General features: G+C 60.0%; 16 protein-coding genes. 6 read left to right on the top strand and 10 right to left on the bottom strand.

Features of this window, described 5'->3' with window-relative positions; all coding sequences use genetic code 11:
* Window positions 1–97: 97 nt before the first annotated feature.
* The 3 genes from FIU93_RS28190 to FIU93_RS28180 are packed head-to-tail and all read right to left on the bottom strand — an operon-like array spanning window position 98 to window position 4,420.
* A complete protein-coding gene (locus tag FIU93_RS28190) occupies window positions 98–1,309 on the bottom strand; it encodes a mandelate racemase/muconate lactonizing enzyme family protein (protein WP_152507437.1) in 1,212 nt (403 codons plus the stop codon).
* A gap of 10 nt (window positions 1,310–1,319) precedes the next feature.
* A complete protein-coding gene (locus tag FIU93_RS28185) occupies window positions 1,320–2,807 on the bottom strand; it encodes an aldehyde dehydrogenase family protein (protein WP_152507436.1) in 1,488 nt (495 codons plus the stop codon).
* Entirely contained in the window at window positions 2,804–4,420 is a 1,617-nt protein-coding gene (locus tag FIU93_RS28180; RefSeq protein WP_152507435.1) for a GMC family oxidoreductase N-terminal domain-containing protein, read from the bottom strand. Before FIU93_RS28180 ends, FIU93_RS28185 begins: the two co-directional genes overlap by 4 nt.
* A 179-nt stretch (window positions 4,421–4,599) precedes the next feature.
* On the opposite strand from FIU93_RS28180, the gene FIU93_RS28175 reads away from it, so the two are divergent.
* The gene (locus FIU93_RS28175; RefSeq protein WP_077290639.1) at window positions 4,600–5,493 is read left to right on the top strand and encodes a LysR substrate-binding domain-containing protein; all 894 of its coding nucleotides are present in this window, start codon (window positions 4,600–4,602) and stop codon (window positions 5,491–5,493) included.
* A gap of 245 nt (window positions 5,494–5,738) precedes the next feature.
* Here the strand turns inward: FIU93_RS28175 and FIU93_RS28170 are convergent, their stop codons facing one another.
* Both FIU93_RS28170 and FIU93_RS28165 read right to left on the bottom strand, forming a co-directional pair.
* Entirely contained in the window at window positions 5,739–8,111 is a 2,373-nt protein-coding gene (locus tag FIU93_RS28170) for a fatty acid cis/trans isomerase (protein ID WP_152507434.1), read from the bottom strand.
* Complete coding sequence (locus FIU93_RS28165) at window positions 8,101–8,331, bottom strand: hypothetical protein (protein WP_208984440.1); 231 nt, start codon at window positions 8,329–8,331, stop codon at window positions 8,101–8,103. The genes FIU93_RS28170 and FIU93_RS28165 overlap by 11 nt, the downstream gene beginning before the upstream one ends.
* Window positions 8,332–8,533: 202 nt before the next feature.
* Here FIU93_RS28165 and FIU93_RS28160 point away from each other — a divergent pair, with 202 nt between their 5' ends.
* The 4 genes from FIU93_RS28160 to FIU93_RS28145 all read left to right on the top strand — a co-directional run bounded on the left by FIU93_RS28160 (window position 8,534) and on the right by FIU93_RS28145 (window position 12,482).
* Window positions 8,534–9,859, top strand: coding sequence for an FAD-binding oxidoreductase (locus tag FIU93_RS28160; protein WP_062490063.1), 1,326 nt, complete (start codon window positions 8,534–8,536; stop codon window positions 9,857–9,859).
* 1 nt (window position 9,860) lies between these two features.
* On the top strand, window positions 9,861–11,183 hold the full coding sequence (locus tag FIU93_RS28155) for an FAD-binding oxidoreductase (RefSeq protein ID WP_023001837.1): 1,323 nt from the start codon (window positions 9,861–9,863) through the stop codon (window positions 11,181–11,183).
* A 51-nt stretch (window positions 11,184–11,234) separates the two neighbouring features.
* Window positions 11,235–11,867, top strand: a complete 633-nt coding sequence (locus tag FIU93_RS28150; RefSeq protein WP_205838461.1) for a GNAT family N-acetyltransferase — start codon at window positions 11,235–11,237, stop codon at window positions 11,865–11,867.
* A gap of 69 nt (window positions 11,868–11,936) precedes the next feature.
* Window positions 11,937–12,482, top strand: a complete 546-nt coding sequence (locus FIU93_RS28145; protein WP_077290636.1) for a ClbS/DfsB family four-helix bundle protein — start codon at window positions 11,937–11,939, stop codon at window positions 12,480–12,482.
* On the opposite strand, the gene FIU93_RS28140 is transcribed toward FIU93_RS28145, so the two are convergent.
* The 5 genes from FIU93_RS28140 to FIU93_RS28120 form a co-directional block, all read right to left on the bottom strand.
* On the bottom strand, window positions 12,464–13,192 hold the full coding sequence (locus tag FIU93_RS28140) for a GNAT family N-acetyltransferase (protein ID WP_286202390.1): 729 nt from the start codon (window positions 13,190–13,192) through the stop codon (window positions 12,464–12,466). The genes FIU93_RS28145 and FIU93_RS28140 overlap by 19 nt on opposite strands.
* The gene (locus FIU93_RS31795; protein ID WP_075281439.1) at window positions 13,173–13,493 is read right to left on the bottom strand and encodes an antibiotic biosynthesis monooxygenase; all 321 of its coding nucleotides are present in this window, start codon (window positions 13,491–13,493) and stop codon (window positions 13,173–13,175) included. Before FIU93_RS31795 ends, FIU93_RS28140 begins: the two co-directional genes overlap by 20 nt.
* Window positions 13,490–14,020 carry a MarR family transcriptional regulator gene (locus FIU93_RS28130; protein WP_152507432.1) on the bottom strand — a complete coding sequence of 177 codons (531 nt, stop codon included), beginning with the start codon at window positions 14,018–14,020 and terminating at the stop codon, window positions 13,490–13,492. The genes FIU93_RS31795 and FIU93_RS28130 overlap by 4 nt, the downstream gene beginning before the upstream one ends.
* A gap of 173 nt (window positions 14,021–14,193) precedes the next feature.
* A complete protein-coding gene (locus FIU93_RS28125; protein WP_023001831.1) occupies window positions 14,194–15,171 on the bottom strand; it encodes a J domain-containing protein in 978 nt (325 codons plus the stop codon).
* A gap of 197 nt (window positions 15,172–15,368) precedes the next feature.
* Window positions 15,369–15,782 carry an RT0821/Lpp0805 family surface protein gene (locus FIU93_RS28120; protein WP_055658077.1) on the bottom strand — a complete coding sequence of 138 codons (414 nt, stop codon included), beginning with the start codon at window positions 15,780–15,782 and terminating at the stop codon, window positions 15,369–15,371.
* Window positions 15,783–15,916: 134 nt separating this feature from the next.
* Here FIU93_RS28120 and pdxH point away from each other — a divergent pair, with 134 nt between their 5' ends.
* Window positions 15,917–16,552 carry a pyridoxamine 5'-phosphate oxidase gene (gene pdxH, locus FIU93_RS28115; protein WP_152507431.1) on the top strand — a complete coding sequence of 212 codons (636 nt, stop codon included), beginning with the start codon at window positions 15,917–15,919 and terminating at the stop codon, window positions 16,550–16,552.
* Window positions 16,553–16,583 lie beyond the last annotated feature (31 nt).

Raw genomic sequence — 16,583 nt, 5'->3', positions numbered from 1 at the left:
GACACCAGCCTTCTTTCCCGTCACCCCATGGCTTGACCATGGGATGACAAAGGCATGGGCCGGGCAAAGGAATACCGCCTTGCCGGCACTGATCCCCTTACAGCGGCAAAGCCGGGCTTTCCTGAAACCCGAGATGCAATTCGTTGCCGGTATAGGGATGGGCCCGCGCGACGTCTTCGTTCAGATCATGACCGAGGCCCGGTTCGCTTGAAGGAATGACATAGCCGTCTTCCCAGCAGATCGGCGTCTTCAAGAGGTCGGCATAGAACCCGTCAAAGGTCCGGATCGATTCCAGCACCAGGAAGTTCGGGCTGCAGGTTGCCAGCTGGATGTTTGCGAGTGCCACCAGCGGACCGCAATAAAGGTGCGGGGCGATCTGCGCTGACCGGCATTCCGCCATGGCGGCAATCTTCTTGGCTTCCAGAAGGCCGCCGACGCGGCCAAGGTTCATCTGCAGGATACTGGCCGCACCGGTTTCAAGCACGCGGGCGAATTCATACTTGGTGCACAGACGCTCACCCGTCGCAATTGGCATGGATGTAAACCGCGCAACCTCGGCCATGTCTTCCGGCTTTTCGGGCGGAATCGGTTCTTCAAACCAGAGCGGATCATATCCTTCGATCCGGCGTGCAAGCCGCTTGGCCCCGGAAACGGTGAACTGTCCGTGGGTACCGAAAAGAAGGTCGGCCCTCGTGCCGACGGCATTGCGGATTTGCCGGCAGAAGGCTTCCGAGCGTTCCAGATCGTCAAGGCTCGGCTGGTGGCCATCGTAGATCGTATAGGCACCAGCCGGATCGAACTTCACCGCCGTGAAACCCTGGCTGACGGCCTTGACCGCCGCTTCGGCCGCCATGTCTGGATCGTTGTAGACATTGGGTTTCGACGGGTCCGGATAGACATCGCCATCGGAGGGATAAAGGTAGGTGTAGGAGCGTAGGCGCTCATGCACCTTACCGCCCAGAAGCTGATAGGCCGGCTTGCCGGCGGCTTTGCCGATGATGTCCCAGCAAGCCATTTCCAGACCTGACAAAACGCCCATCACGGTCACATCAGGACGTTGCGTATATCCGGCACCATAGGTCTTGTGCCACAGCTTCTCGATATGATGCGGATCTTCGCCCTCGAACTGGCGCTGGAACACGTCCTTCGCCATCTCGGCCACCAGGTGCGGGCCGAAGGTGGCGTTGTAGATCTCGCCATAGCCTGTGATGCCGCAAGCGGTCACCAGCTTGACGAAGATGAAGTAGCGCCCGCCATGGCGCGGCGGGGCGTTTTCGACGACGAAGGTCTCGATTTGGTCGAGTTTCATGTTGGTCCGCTTAGCTCGCGTTGCTGATCGTGATGGACTTTACCTTGGTATAGGCGTCGAGGCCTTCCCAGCCTTTTTCGCGGCCGTAACCTGATTTCTTGTTGCCGCCGAAAGGCAGCTCAAGCCCCCCGGCCCAATAATCGTTGACCGACACCTGGCCGCAATCCATTGCGCCGGCAACCCGCATCGCCCGCCCGACATCATTGGTATAGACGCTGGCAATCAGGCCGAAGTCCGTGCCGTTGGCAAGGGCAACGGCTTCTTCTTCGCTTTCGAACAGTTGCACCGACAGGACAGGGCCGAAGATCTCTTCCTGGATTGCCGGATCGTTCGGTGCAAGGTCCGCAATTACCGTTGGCTGGAAGAACCAGCCTTTGCCCGTCTCTGCGTCGCCTGTAGCGTCGCCGCCGGTCAGGATGTTGGCACCGCGCGCCTTTGCGGCATCCACATGGGCCTTGATACGGGACAGGTGCAGCTCGGAATTGATGGCCCCCATGTCTGGAGCTGTCAGTCCGTGACCGGTCCTGATCTTGGCGGCTCGTTCGGCAAGGATGGAAAGCACTTCGTCGCGGATCGATTTATGCAGGATCAGCCGGGATCCGGCCGAACATATCTGACCGGAGTTCGAGAAGATTGCCCAGTAGGCTCCGTCGGCGACCTTTTCCGGATCGGCGTCGGCGAAGGCGATCAGCGGTGACTTGCCGCCAAGTTCCAGCGTCAGGCGGGTCACGTTCGGAGCGGCCATCTGGGCAACATTGATACCGGTGGTGACGGAGCCAGTGAAGGTCAGCTGCTTGATGCGCGGATCGCGCGCCATTTGCGCGCCGACATTACTGCCCAGGCCGGTGACCACATTCACCAGCCCTTCCGGCACCCCGGCCTCGCAAAGCAGTTCCGCCATGACCAGCGCGGTAAAGGGCGTGGTCTCGGCCGGCTTGGCAACAACGGAACAGCCCGCGGCAAGGGCAGGGGCGACACCACGCGCGAAGGTCGAGGTGGGATAGTTCCAGGGAATGATGTGTCCTGTAACGCCGACCGGTTCGCGCACGGTGAAGGCGGTATAGGCCGGACCAAGATTGACCGATCGGCCATCGAGCTTGTCGGCAGCGCCGGCGTAATATTCGAAAAGGCGCGCGGAGGACTGAACGTCACCCTGGGCCTCCGACAGCGTCTTGCCGCTGTCGACCACCTCTATCACGGCCAACCGGTCTGCGTTGTCGCGGAAGACCCGGGCAACATTGTTGAGGATACGGCAGCGCTCTGCCGGTGAGACTTGCCGCCAATGCAGGGCAGCTTTCTCGGCAGTGTCGATGGCGTTATCCATATCGGTGTCGGACCCGAGAGAAAATTCGGCAAAGGCTTCTGCCCGGCCCGGATCGAAGCTTTCCATCTTCTTGTTCGAGGCCGGAGTGCGTTTGCCGGCAATGAAATGCCCGTCGGGCAAGGCATCCAGCTTGCCGGTGGTCAGATAGTCTTGGGCGATGTCCTGAACGGTCATGAGAGGGCTCGCTTCTGGTCTTCTAGAATGAGATCGGCTCCCTTGAGAGCCAGCATCATGGTCGGGGCGTTGGTGTTGCCGGAGGTTATGTTCGGAAAGGTGGAGGCGTCGGCAACGCGAAGCCCTTCAATTCCGTGCACCTGCAGCCGGCTGTTGACGACGGTTGTCTCGCGGTTCTCGCCCATGCGGCAAGTCGATACCGGATGGAAGACGGTGCTGGCCCGGGCGCGGAAGTCCGCCAGGATGCCGTCGCCGTCAAGGTCTCCGAGGTTCGGAGCGATGGGGTTTTCGACAAGCGCGCTCAAGGCCTGGCTTGCCATCAGCTTCTGGCAGAGCTTGCCGCCGTCGATCACGGTCTGGCGGTCTTCCTCGGTCGCCAGCGAATTGGGCTGGATCGAAGGCGCTGCACTGGCATTGGCACTTTTGATGTCGATGCGGCCGCGGCTCGTCGGGCGGGCCGGCTGTGCGCAAATGATGAAGCCGTTGAACGGATCGATGCTCAGCCGTGTCTTGTCCTTGTAAGGCCTCAGGCGATAGCTGATCGGATTGAAATAGAGCTGCTGGTCCGGCCGGCTCAGCTCGGGGCGCGAGCGCAGGAATCCGCCGCACTGGTTGACGGATAGAGCCAGAGGACCCTTGCGGGTTGCTGCATATTGCATGGCGGACAGGGCCTGGCCCAGCAAGGGACGCAGGATCGCATTGAGTGTCGGTTCCTTGGCCCGGAAGGTGAAGTTCGCAGCCAGATGATCCTGCAGATTGCCGCCGACATTGTCATTGGCCTGGATCACCGGAATGCCGAGCTCGCTCAGCAACCTTCCCGGGCCGATGCCGGAAACCTGAAGCAGTTGCGGCGAACCGATTGCGCCTGCCGCCAGGATGACCTCTCGGCTGGCAAGCAGGGTTTCCCCGCTCAGGAGTTCGACGCCGACAGCCGTTCTTCCTTCAAACAGGATGCGGGCAACCTGGGCCTGTGTCCGGACGCTTAGGTTCTTGCGGGCAAGGGCAGGATTGAGATAGGCGCGTGCGGACGAGCACCGGCGGCCATCTTGCGTGTTGATCTGGTAAATGCCGCCACCTTCCGGAGCATCACCGTTGAAGTCGTCACTCCAGGGCAGGCCCACTTCGCGGATCGCGGCAAAGAAGTGCCGGTTCACCCTGTGGATCTGGTCGGACACATTTTGGATATGGATCGGTCCCTCGCCTTGCTTCACCCCCTCGCAGGTCACCCGGGTTTCAAGGCGCTCGTAAGTTGCCTTTACATTCGCCCAGCCCCAACCTGCCGCGCCGGAGGCCTCCCAGTCTTCGAAATCGCCAGGCAGACCTCGGCAATAGACCATGGCGTTGATCGAGCCGGAGCCGCCCAGCAATCGACCGCGGGGCCAATAGACACTGCGCCCGCCGAGGCCTTCGTCTGGTTCGGTCATGAAGCGCCACGTGCGTTTTGGGTCGGAATTCAGCTTGCCATAGCCGAGTGGCAGCGACACCCAGGGTGAGGCATCGGACCCACCGGCCTCCAGCAGCAGGACACGCGTCTGCGGATCTGCGCTCAGGCGTTCCGCCAGGATACATCCGGCCGAGCCGGCTCCCACGATGATGTAATCGACCTTGTCCATGATGCGCTGCCGGTTGACCGCTGTTTCGGAGAAGTGTCTGCGAGGATGGAAAATTCCTGAAACGAAAAAATATTTGGTATAGCTTTGAAAAAATTTGAAGGAGATGCTTGTTGCACAGGTGCGAATTCGTTTCAGAAAATGAAAACAGCTTCCGCACCTGATGATGGAAGGAAGACGAAATGGCCTACAGCCTGCCACCGCTCACATGGCTGCGCGCCTTCGAGGCGGCTGCGCGCCTGGGGAACTTCACCCGGGCGGCGGAGGAGCTGCTGATCACTCCAGCTGCTGTCAGCTACCAGGTTCGCCAGCTGGAACAGCTCCTCGGCTACCCGCTGTTCGACCGTGTTCACAGGGAACTGGCCCTGACCAGACTGGGGCAGACTTACCTGCCGACGGTCGAGAAGGCGTTTTCGGATCTTTCCATCGCCACCGTCTCGGTGTTTGGCGAGCGGGACAGGCAGCCGGTTCGTTTTCGCTGCCTCAACAGCTTCGGCCAGCTCTGGATGATCCCGCGTCTGCGCGCTTTTCAGGAGGCACATCCGGGCATCGACCTGCAGATGATCTCGGCCTCCTGGGCGGAAACTCTCAGCCCGGAATTGTTCGACATCGATATCCGCTTCGGCGACGGCAGCTGGACTGACGGAGTGGTGGCGTTTCTGTTGAACGACCCGATCATCCCGGTCTGTCATCCGGATCTGGCGCTTGACCCTGGCAAGCGTGAAATCGAGGCGCTGGCGGAAGCAACCCGGCTCGACATCATGGGCGTGATCGACACCTGGGAGAGCTTCTTCCGCAGCCACGGTCATGCGGTTCCAAAACGCAACGGCCTGCAGGTCGACCAGACCCTCTCTGCCCTGGAACTGGCTGCTCTCGGCCATGGACACGCTCTGGTTCTGGAAACGCTGGCCCAACCGTATCTCGACAGCGGCCGGCTGATCCGTTCATCGGACAAGAAGATAAAGAGCCGGCACAGCTACTATCTCGTCACCGACGGCTCGCGTCAGGCACTCGGCCCCGACGCCCAGATCTTTTGCGACTGGATGTTCCGGGAACTTGGCGGCGAAGCGGGATAAGGAATTTGTCCAGGGACACGAGCTGCTTGCCTGGTTGATCGCAACAAATTCCGGTTCATTCTTCGAGGCGCCGCTCCTCATAGTTTGGCTTGAAAATATCAGAGGACGCAGTTGACGTGGGTCGTGTAACGAACTTGCGTCTTGCTCAGTTGTCACAGTCGCCCCGGGCACCACTTTCGGATCAGACACTCAGGATGAGGAAGAGAGTTTGGCTGCGCAAGAGCTCATCCGCTCAAGCTGCAAGATTAATCCAGCGAGAAGGTGAACTCGAACAACCGGTCAATCGGGTCGAGCGGTTTGGGATCGCGGTATCGATTGAGGTCTAGCAGGCCCGCCTGAAGGGTGTCCTGGTCTTTCAGGGCGGTCTGGATCCGGTCGAAGTCGGTCCAGAATTCCGGGTCGGTTCTGCGGACGCCAAAACGGTCAACGAGCTTGAGGAATTCATCTTGTGACCTGATCTCCCGAACCGTCTCCACGAAGGCCGGCAGGTGATCCTGTTTCACCTTGAACATGAAATTCGGATAGCTGCTGAACTGGCCGGGCACGACCGTCACGCTGTCGTTCTGGGGTTCGCGGCGCAGATCCTCGTTGAAGATGAAGGCAACGTTGCTGTGGGCCATGTCATGCACCAGGGTAAAGACCTGCGTGTCCCGTTCCGTTTCCACGAGCAGAACCGAGATATCAGGCAGGAACTTTGCATATGGCGCTGGTTTCTGGGCAAGCGGGCGTAGTTGCCCGGCAGGCGTGTCACTGGACGCACAGGCATTGCCGGTGCAGCGGTTGATAGGGTCTTGTTCAGCCCACAGGCCAGCAGGTTCGCGCAGCAGCTCGGTGAGGAACTCCTCCTTGGGATCGCTGGTGGAAAAGGCGATACCTGTTGGAGACCTGGTGTCGAGCGCGCTTTCCTTCCAGAGATCGACCATGCTGACAAGCGGACCCTGATACCAGCTTTCGTGCATGGGTTTGCGCACTTGTGGCGGCAGGAACGACAGGAAGGTTCGCTCTCCTTCACGGCGCAGGCTGTCCATATAAAGGCGTGTCGTGAGCTGGTGTTCCACGTTGCCGAAGACATCGAACCCGGCAACGAGATTGTAGTAGATCCGCTCGAACAGCGGGAAATCGATTACCCAGGCGGTTTCGGGCACCGCGCCAACGAAGCCTGTCACCACCGAGGCGGAAGAGAAATTACGGTAGACGGTCAGACGGGCATCGACTTCGGAGCCATCACCTTGCCAGATGTCACCGTAGTCGGGGCCGCCTTCCGCCAGGAACTTGCGTTCATACCGCCCCTTGCGAAACTCCTGATACTTGACCGGTCCGAGCGACAGGAAGCCTTCCAGACGCTTGGACAGTTTTCCCTTTGATTGGGCGACCGGCAGTTCGAGGATCGGGGTCGCGGCTTCCAGGAAGCTCGGGTCTGTGATGGAGAGATCGGCGTCGGGTGTCAGGAAGGAGACCCAGAAACGGTCCTCGATCACGTTCACCGCGACCTGGCCGTAGCAGACCGGACCACGAATGAAAGAGCGGACAAAATAAAGCGCTTCGTCCAGCAGGAACTGGTAGCGGCTGCGGGCAGGAATGGCGCGGAAGGTCGACAGCGGGTTGCCGCCTGCAGCCGTTGAATAGGGCGGCAGGCTCGCAATCTCCCAGTCACTTTTCAGGAACAGGTCTTCATAGCGCTTCAGGCGTTTGGGGCCGATCTCATAGACCATGTGCTCCTTGTGCAGGATGGTGCCGTCAATCGGGATGAGCCTGTAATGAAAGGGGCCACCTGGATCGTCAAAGGGGCGGCGCGAGGCAATCTCATCTGGAGGCGAGCCGGTCGCGGTTCTGGAACGGATTACGCGGAAGAAGCGGTTCGGGTCATCGCCTTCCAGGTGCAGATGGGCCAGGAACAGGTGTTCATAGATATAGCGCGCGACAAGTTTCGACCGTTTGTCGCCGCGGTTGAAGAACGTTTCGACGGTGTGCACCGACTGTTCGACACTCTGTGGCAATCCTTTGCCGGCGTCCGGTGCAGGTGCCCCATCCCTGGCCCAGGACAGCAGGGTCGCGTAGTCGCCATCTGCAAGCGGCGCCATGGCAAAGGGCATGCCGCCCTGCGGGTGTTCCTTGAGATAGTCATTCACCTTGCCGGGCATGGCGCAGGTGTTTGCACGCAGCGTCGAAATGTCGATGTCGTCAGGAAGCGGCGCTCCGAGCTTGAACGAATTCTTGCGGCCGGCCAGCAGCAGTTGTTCCAGAACGGATGGCCCGTCCTGTGCACCGACAACGTCGAAGAAACCCTTGGCGCGCCAGCCCGGAACAGACTTTGCGTCGATCCCCAGGCGTGTCATCGGAGCATCTTCCAGACGCGAGGAATCGTAGACTTTCTGCTTGCTTGCTCCGCGCATCCAGCCCGCGGCGGATGACAGTTTGAGCTGACAAGGCGCGTCATAGCAGCCGTGGCAGACGACGCAGCGCTTGTTGAGGACATCGAGAGCTGACGTGTCCTCCTGCGCCGATGCAGCGCCGGCACAGCAAATCAGCAGTATGGCGCGAAACGCCTGTTTCAGGATCCGGGACCAGAGAGCCTGAAGGCGGCCGGCCGCACTCATGCCAGAGGCATCAACCTTCATCGTCTTCCATCCGCGGACGGGTCACCCGGCTCGGGTCGTCAGGTCCCTTGTAGTTGAACAGGTACGCCCAGGCGGCATAGGCGGTGATTGCCGCCATGATGTAGACCCAGGTGATATTGCCGAATGCATATTCCACTCCGGTCCAGCCGGCGCAAAAAGCGACCAGAACAATTCTGCGCCAAAGCGCATCAAACCAGGGATGTTCTACGGGACCAAACACAGTTTTGCCTTCCTTTTGCGTCATCTGAGCCGAGCTGCCCGGGCTTGCTGACGTAGCGGGAGCCTCAAGAGCTTGCAAAATCAGGCAAAACTTGCCTGCCATCACCTGATTACACCTTGAAACTGGCTGCTGAACAAGGGAATGTGGCGTACCACTCCCGGCCACGGAATTTCATGTTGATAAGAGGAGCCTGGCTTCCGACATGCTGACTGCGCTTGATCTCCTGACAGCTAATGACACGCCAGGTCAACACCCACCTTCCTATTACGCTGCAACTGCCAACAGGCAAACGGCTCACCCGGTTCTCGATGGCTCACACACCTGCACGGTCTGCGTCATCGGTGGCGGTTATACGGGGCTATCGGCTGCATTGCATCTGGCTGAACGGGGTGTTGACGTCATCCTCCTGGAAGCCAACCGGATCGGGTGGGGCGCCTCGGGCCGCAATGGCGGCCAGGTCGGTTCCGGCCAGCGCATGGACCAGACGGTTCTGGAAGAACGCCACGGCAAGTCTCACGCCAGATTGCTGTGGGACCTTGCCGAGGATTCCAAGGCACTGGTCAAGGACCTGATCATCAAGCACCAGATCGCCTGCGACTACACGCCGGGGATACTGCATGCCGATCACCGCAAGAGTTTTGTCGAGGAAAGCCGGGACTATGTCGAGCATCTCAGGCTCGTCTACGGCTATGAGGACATTCGCTTTGTCGGTCCGGATGAAATCGGCGAACAGGTCGGCAGTCCCCGGTACTACGGCGGCTCTCTGGACACGGGCGCAGGCCATCTGCATCCACTCAATTTCGCACTGGGTCTCGGGCAGGCAGCCGAAGCGGCAGGGGCCAGGATTTTCGAGGAAACCAAAGTCACCGGCATTGACGGCCAGGGCACGGGACGGATCACCGTGAGGACGGGGCAGGGCGACGTTCGTGCAGAGCACGTCATTCTGGCGTGCAACGGTTATCTCGGCCGCCTCGACCGGCAGACCGCCGCGCACGTCATGCCGATCAACAATTTCATCGTCGCAACGGAGCCCTTTTCGGAAGACGAGGCGCAAAAGATCATCCGCAACAACGTTGCCGTGGCCGACAGCAAGTTCGTCATCAACTACTTCCGTCTGTCGGCAGACCGCCGGCTGCTTTTCGGTGGCGGTGAGAATTACGGCTATCGCTTTCCGGAAGACATCAAGGCCTTCGTGCGCGAACCGATGCTGGAAATCTTCCCCCAGCTCAGCGACGTGGCCATCGATTACGGCTGGGGCGGTACGCTGGCGATTACGCCCAAGCGCATGCCCTATTTCGCAAGGATTGCGCCCAACATGCTGACCGCAGGTGGGTATTCCGGCCACGGCGTTGCCATGGCAACCCTTGGTGGTCAGGTGCTGGCGGAAGCCGTGACGGGAACTGCGGGTCGTTTCGATGTCTTTGAAAAACTGAACGTACCGGCATTCCCCGGCGGTGACCGGCTGCGCTTCCCGCTTCTGGTACTTGCCATGACGTGGTTCTCTCTGCGGGACAGGCTCGGGTTCTGAGATGCCGCAGAGCCGTACAGAAGCGCGCCGGACGATCGGCAGTTACTGGGAAGCCAGTGTTCCGCAGGTCAAGCTGGACCGGCAGCTCATCGGCAACGCGCTTTTCGATGTTGCGATTATCGGCGCCGGGTTCGCCGGGCTGAGCGCTGCGCTACGGCTCGCGCAGGCAGGCGTTTCCGTGTGCGTTCTGGAAGCGGAACACGTTGGTTACGGCGCTTCGGGCCGCAACGGCGGATTTTGTTGCCTGGGTGGTACCAAACTCGATGAACGCCGCCTCATCAAGAAATTCGGCCTCGAGGAAGCGCGCCGTTTCGTTGCCTATCAGGTCGCGGGCGTCAATCTGGTTGCCCAGAGGCTCGACAGCTGGGGTGTTGACGCCGACCGCCATTCCAATGGGGAGATCTATCTTGCCCACCGTCGGAAGGATTTTGCCGGCTTTCAGGCGGAAGCAGCGTTCCTGAAGGAGAACTTTGGCATCAAGGCCCGGGTGCTTTCCAAGACGGACCTGGACGCGGAAGGCTATGGCGGGCCGACATTCCACGGCGGACTGCAAGTACCCTACGGCTTTGCACTCAATCCGATGGCCTATGTCCAGGCCCTGGCGGATCAGGTACGCCGAGCCGGTGGCAAGATCTTCGGCAAGTCGCCGGTGACAGGGATGACCCGGGACAATGACCGCTGGCAACTGGAGACCGAACACGGCTTCATCCGGGCCCGGAAGGTTGTCCTGGCGGGTAACGGTTATGCACGCGAGGATGCGCCCAAATGGCTGCATGGGCGTACGCTGCCGGTCATGTCGTCAATCCTGGTGACCCGCCCCCTGAGCGAGGGTGAACTCGCCGCACAGGGCTGGACCTCCGACACCATGGCTGCCGACACTCGTAACCTTTTGCATTATTTCCGCCTGTTGCCCGACCGGCGGTTCCTGTTCGGAACGCGCGGCGGCATCTTCGAAAATGCCCAGTCGCTCGCGGCGATGTACAAGCGTGCAAGGTCGGATTTCGACGAGATGTTTCCGGCCTGGGCGGGCATTGAGGCCGAACACAGCTGGTATGGACATGTGTGCCTGGCGCGAAATCTGACCCCCTTCGTTGGGGAAGTGCCCGGTCTTGGCGGCGTCTATGCCGCAATGGGGTGGCATGGCAGCGGCATAGCAATGGCATCGATCTCGGGGGAGAAGGTCGCCGGACTGATCCTGGGCAAGCTTCAGCCGGAAGATTTGCCGGTTGCCCTGCGCCGGCCTTTTGCAAGGTTTCCCCTGCCGTCACTGCGCAAACTCTATCTTCAGGGCGCTTACTGGTGGTACGGCTGGCAGGACAGGTAAACCGCAGATCTGCATTCGCCATGATCCGGGACCATTGAAGACAGAAATCGGATGCTTATGACTGATACCATGATCGTTCGGCAGGCCGAGCTTCGGGACCTGGAAGCCGTTTACGATATCTGCCTGAAAACCGGCCAGGCCGGGCGCGACGCCACGGATCTTTATTCTGACCCCGCATTGATCGGCCATATCTACGCAGGGCCCTATGTGGCTTTGAAAGGTCCCATCAGCTTTGTCGCTGAAGATGATCTCGGCGTATTCGGTTATGCCGTCGGCGTCAGCGATACACGGGCTTTCGAGCGCGAACTGGAGCGGGAATGGTGGCCGGCTTTGCGGGAGCGTTACCCGGAACCGGTGCAGCAGGAAACCGACCAGTCAGCAGATGATCAGCGGATCCGCACGATCCACAATCCGTCGCCCGTGCCACGGGCCGTCATCGATGAATATCCGGCGCATATTCACATGAACCTCCTGCCGCGTGCGCGCGGGAGGGGAGTTGGTACCAGGCTGCTGGACGCCTGGATTGCCGCTGCAAAACTGAAGGGTGTCTCGGCCGTTCATGCCGGGGTGAGCGCTGCCAACGAAGCCGGGCTTGCTTTCTGGACAGCACGGGAGTTCCATCCGGTTCTGACAGTCAGCAACAGCGGATCTCATGGCACCATCTGGTGCGGGCGAAGCCTGTAGTCGCCACGGGCCAACAAGGCTTTAGCTCCGCATAGTTCGCACTGAATGTTGTGGTCACGGGAGAGCGGAATGCCTGCAACCACGAAAACGGAATTGCTCGCCGCAAGCGAGAGCGAGTTTTCAAAGCTGCAAACGCTCCTCGATGACCTGCCCGCGATGCTGCGTCTTGAAAAGGATGCGGACGGCATATCTCCAAAGGATATCGTCGGTCACCGGGCCCACTGGATAGACCTGTTTCTGGGCTGGTACCGGGACGGCCAGGCTGGCAGACCGGTCTGGTTTCCGGCCAAAGGCTACAAGTGGAACGAGACACCCAGATACAATGCCGACTTGCGGCAAAAGCAATCCGGTCTTTCCTGGCGATCGGTGCGATCCCTTCTGGAGGGAAACCACGCCGAACTGCTCGCCCTCGTGGAAAGTCTGGAGAATGACGAACTCTACGGCGAACCGATGAAAGGCTCCAACAACAAGTGGACGACGGGACGCTGGGCGGAAGCCGCCGGTCCAAGCCATTACCGGTCGGCTTCGAAATATCTTCGCCAACGTCTTTCTCAGTTTCAGGAGGAAAGAGACCGGCGCAATTCCGATGTAAGGGATCAGTCCGGGTCGATCTGAGCCTTGCGTCTGACAACGGCTACGTTGACCTCCCGCCATATCTCGAAACCCAGCTTGCGGTAGAGTGCGATTGCTCCGTGATTGTCCGCATAGGCGTGAAGGAACGGAATGTCGCCGCGGCTCCTGATGACTTCAGTCACATGAAGAGAGAGCTCGGATGCCAGGCCTCTGCCTCGGAAATCGGGATGAGTGCAGATCCCGCTGACTTCCGTATAGCCGTCGAGGTTGATCCTGCTACCCGCCATTGCAGCCAGACGGCCGTCCAGCCTGATGCCGAAGAAAGTGCCCAGCTCCGGCGTGCGCGCGGTGAACGGACCCGGTTTTGTAAGTGCTGCAAGCTCGACCATCTCCGGGACATCGGTTTCGTCCAGCTGCACGATTGAAGTCGATCGGGATGGGCCTTCTGACGGGGAAACTTCCACCATGAGGACACCCAGCGCGGTGATCTCTGCCTCAAGTTCATGAGGCAGTGCGATGTCATCCGCCTGCAGTATGAACGCCCGGTCGTCACCCGGTTGAATCAGCTCCGCCAGCGCAGCCAGAGCTTCGGGCGAGTTGTTCGCCGCTGCCGCAAAGGGGGAGATGGCCGGATCGAAACGGCGGGCAAGGTCGCCTCCCTGGCTGAATTGCGCATGCCGGGAGGTCAGGGCTGACCAGACAACCCGCTTCAGAAGGCTGTCCCGGCTCGGTTCATTCATAACTGCGTGCATCTTCGAGCTCATAGTGTTGTGAAATCAGATCCCATCGCTTCAACACGTCCCGGGCGGCATCGGGCACATAACAGCGCTCGTAATCCGGGCCTTGAAACGCGATGATGTCGTCAAGCGAGCGGAAACTCATGATGGTGATGAACTCCACCTCGGTTTCCAGGTTCCTTCGAAGGACCTCGATGCCGAGATATCCGGGAATGGCTTTCGCCTCGATGCCCGGAATGACCTGTGTCGTGAGAACATGGGCATAGGTGTCGGCCATGCCGGGATCCGTCCAGCCGTGCCAGATGCGCTTGATCATCGTTCAATCTCCGGGGGCGTTTGCAGAGAGTTCCAGTCCTGCAACGGCCTGTCCTTGCAGCGGACGGAAAGCGGCCTCGTGCAAAGGGCATCCTCAAGACCTGCAAGCTGGTCTAGCAAAGGACCTTCCAGACTGTTGCAGGCTTCGGCAACTGCCAGTGTGATCGCGGGCCAGAGCGTTTCTTTCAGATGGGCGACGAGGGCGACTCCCTTGTCGGTCAGGCCGATTGTCGTCACGCGACGGTCCTGTTGCGAGGGAACGGATTCAACCAGTCCATCCGACTTCATCTTGTTGATCGTTCTGGTAACGCCCGGTTGGCTCTGGCCAAGGGTCTTCGCCAGATCGCCGATACTCAGCGGGCCTTGCCGGTCGAGTGCGGCAAGAACGGGGTTGTGCGGCGTCGGCAGACTGGTGTCGGCAAGCTCGGCCGCAACGATCTGCGTTTGTGCCTGCAGCATTTCCCCGATCCGTTTCAGCCGGCTGCCCAGGGTGGCATAGCCAAGCGCGCGGACGACATCTTCGCTCATGGGTCACTCCATTTACATAACTTGATATATAACTAGTTATGTAAATTCGCAAGGCCTGGTGGGTGAAGTAGTTGGAGACTGATCCGAGGCTGAGATGAGGAAAGTCAAAAACGTCGCCCCACCAGTGGCACTGGCGGGGCGAGGTGACGGTCAACAGTTGACGAAGGCGCCGCCTAGTCGAATTCCGGTCCGCGTGCGCGGTACGGAGTGATTTCCTTCCAGGCCCGCATCAGCGTGTCCAACTCGTCGTCGCCGTGCGGCGGCATTACGATCTGCAGCTTGACCAGAAGGTCGCCATGACCACCGGTCTTGGTCGGCAGGCCCTTGCCCTTCAGCCGCATGGACTTGCCGCTGGAGGCGTTGGCCGGAATGGTCAGGTTGACAGCACCGGACAGGGTCGGCGTACGCACCTTTGCGCCCAGAACAGCTTCATAAAGTGTCAGAGGCAGGTCGAGGTGGAGGTCGGATCCCTTCACTTCGAAAAGCTTGTGAGGCTTGAAACGGATCTCGACCAGGGCGTCGCCTGCAGGACCGCCGTTTTCCCCGGGGTGCCCCTGGCCCTTGAGCCGGATCTTTTCGCCTTCGACCACCCCCTTGGGCAGGGTAACATTCACCGTCTTGCCGCTTGGAAGCGTTACCTGGGTCTTGCCGGAGTTGACGATGTCCTCCAGCGAGGCGCGGGCGACGATTTCCGCGTTGGCGCCTTTTGTCTTGGGCGGCGCCTTCGCACGGGCGCCTCCGCCGAAACCTGCGCCGGGTCCAGCGCCTGCACCTGCGCCGGCGCGTGCACGGCCACCGCCGAAGCTGCCGAAAATGTCGTTCAGAATATCGTCGAAACTGCCGCCGCCACCGGATGTCTTCTGGGTGCGTGCACCGCCGAAGTCTTCATATCCGGAAAAGCCGTCAAAACCATGCGCCTGATAGCGCTGCTTGCCCTCCGCATCGATTTCTCCGCGGTCGAACTTGGCACGTTTTTCCTTGTCGCCGACAATTTCATAGGCCTGATTTGCTTCGGAAAAACGCTGTGCGGCCGTCGGATCATCCTTGTTCTGATCCGGATGGTATTTTTTGGCCAGCTTCCGAAAGGCCTTCTTGATTTCGCTCTCGCTGGCAGATTTTGCCACCCCGAGAACGCTATAGGGATCACGCATTCGTCTCACCAGGTTCCTAAGATTTTCCGGCAGGCTGCCCCGCGCACTGCTCCGTTCGGCGAGCCGAACACAAGCGTGCAAGTTTAGCAGGTCATGCTTGACCGGACTTGTCCTCTATATCGGGATGGATAGGAAAAAATTCCAGACCCCGAATTCGTCTTGAGGACCTTCCGGTTTTAGCGGTTTTTTGACGGGGTTCAAGCTTCGGCGACAGTCAGGCTGGTGACCGCGAATTTTTGCGTGATGTCCCGGCAGGCCGTGCCGGAGTACAGCTTGATGCCGACGATGGTATTCGCCGTCGTCTGAAAGCCGAGACAGCCTGTCTCGCTGTAGGTGGATGCATTGATGTTCGACAATGTGCCGGAATTGCCGCTGATCGCGTTGAGCCAAGTCAGCGACAAGGCCTGCGTCGGCTTTCCGGCGGCAAGGTCCTGGCTGATAGTGTCGAGGTTCTGCGCGATCACAGACCGGTCGTCCTCGTTGATATCGGCATAGGCGACGTCGGATGCGGACGGAATGGAGCCGGTCAGGACTGTCGGGGAATCGATGTTGTTGCTGCCCACCGGAACGGACAACTGGCTACAGCCGCCAAGCGCGGTTGCAATGGCCATGCAAAGTGCGGCTAAGGGTTGGATCTTTATGTGCCCGGCAGTATATGAACGCATACGATACATTTTTCAGGCAGCCCCCCGGTCCGGCTTTTCGAGCCGCTTTAAAGGCTGTCGTTTCCTTCGACAGGTTACCGATGACAGACCTTAAAGATCCCCCTGAAGAGTTAACAAAAGGTGACTTTACAGAGGTAGTGAAGCCATTTGAGCTTTTTGCAGAATGGCTTGAGGACGCCAGGGCTTCGGAGCCCAACGATCCCAACGCACTGGCGCTGTCGACCGTCGACCCAGACGGCCTGCCGAATGTGCGGATGGTTCTGCTGAAGGACTTCGACGAACGCGGCTTTGTTTTTTACACAAATTTCGAAAGCGCCAAGGGGCAGGAGCTGCTCTCCGCCGGCAAGGCTGCCATGTGCTTCCACTGGAAGTCCTTGCGCCGGCAGGTTCGCATCCGTGGTCTTGTCCAACAGGTTTCGAACGAGGAGGCGGACGAGTACTACCGCTCCCGGCCGCGCGGCAGCCGGATCGGTGCCTGGGCGTCCAGGCAATCGCGGCCGCTGGAAAGCCGTTTCGCGCTGGAAAAGGAAGTGGCGAAATATACCGCCAAGTTCGGTATCGGCGACATTCCGCGGCCCGACCACTGGTCAGGCATGCGCCTGGTGCCGGTTTCCATCGAATTCTGGCATGACCGGCCGTTCCGGCTTCATGACCGCGTGCAGTTCACCCGAACTGGCGCGGATCAGCCATGGTCCAAGGCGCGCCTTTATCCGTAACGCGCCTGCGACCAGGGCTGAAACTTGCAAG

The organism is Labrenzia sp. THAF35, assembly GCF_009363595.1.
GTDB classification, from domain to species: Bacteria; Pseudomonadota; Alphaproteobacteria; order Rhizobiales; family Stappiaceae; genus Roseibium; species Roseibium algicola.
This window is presented reverse-complemented; position numbering and strand designations above follow the sequence as displayed.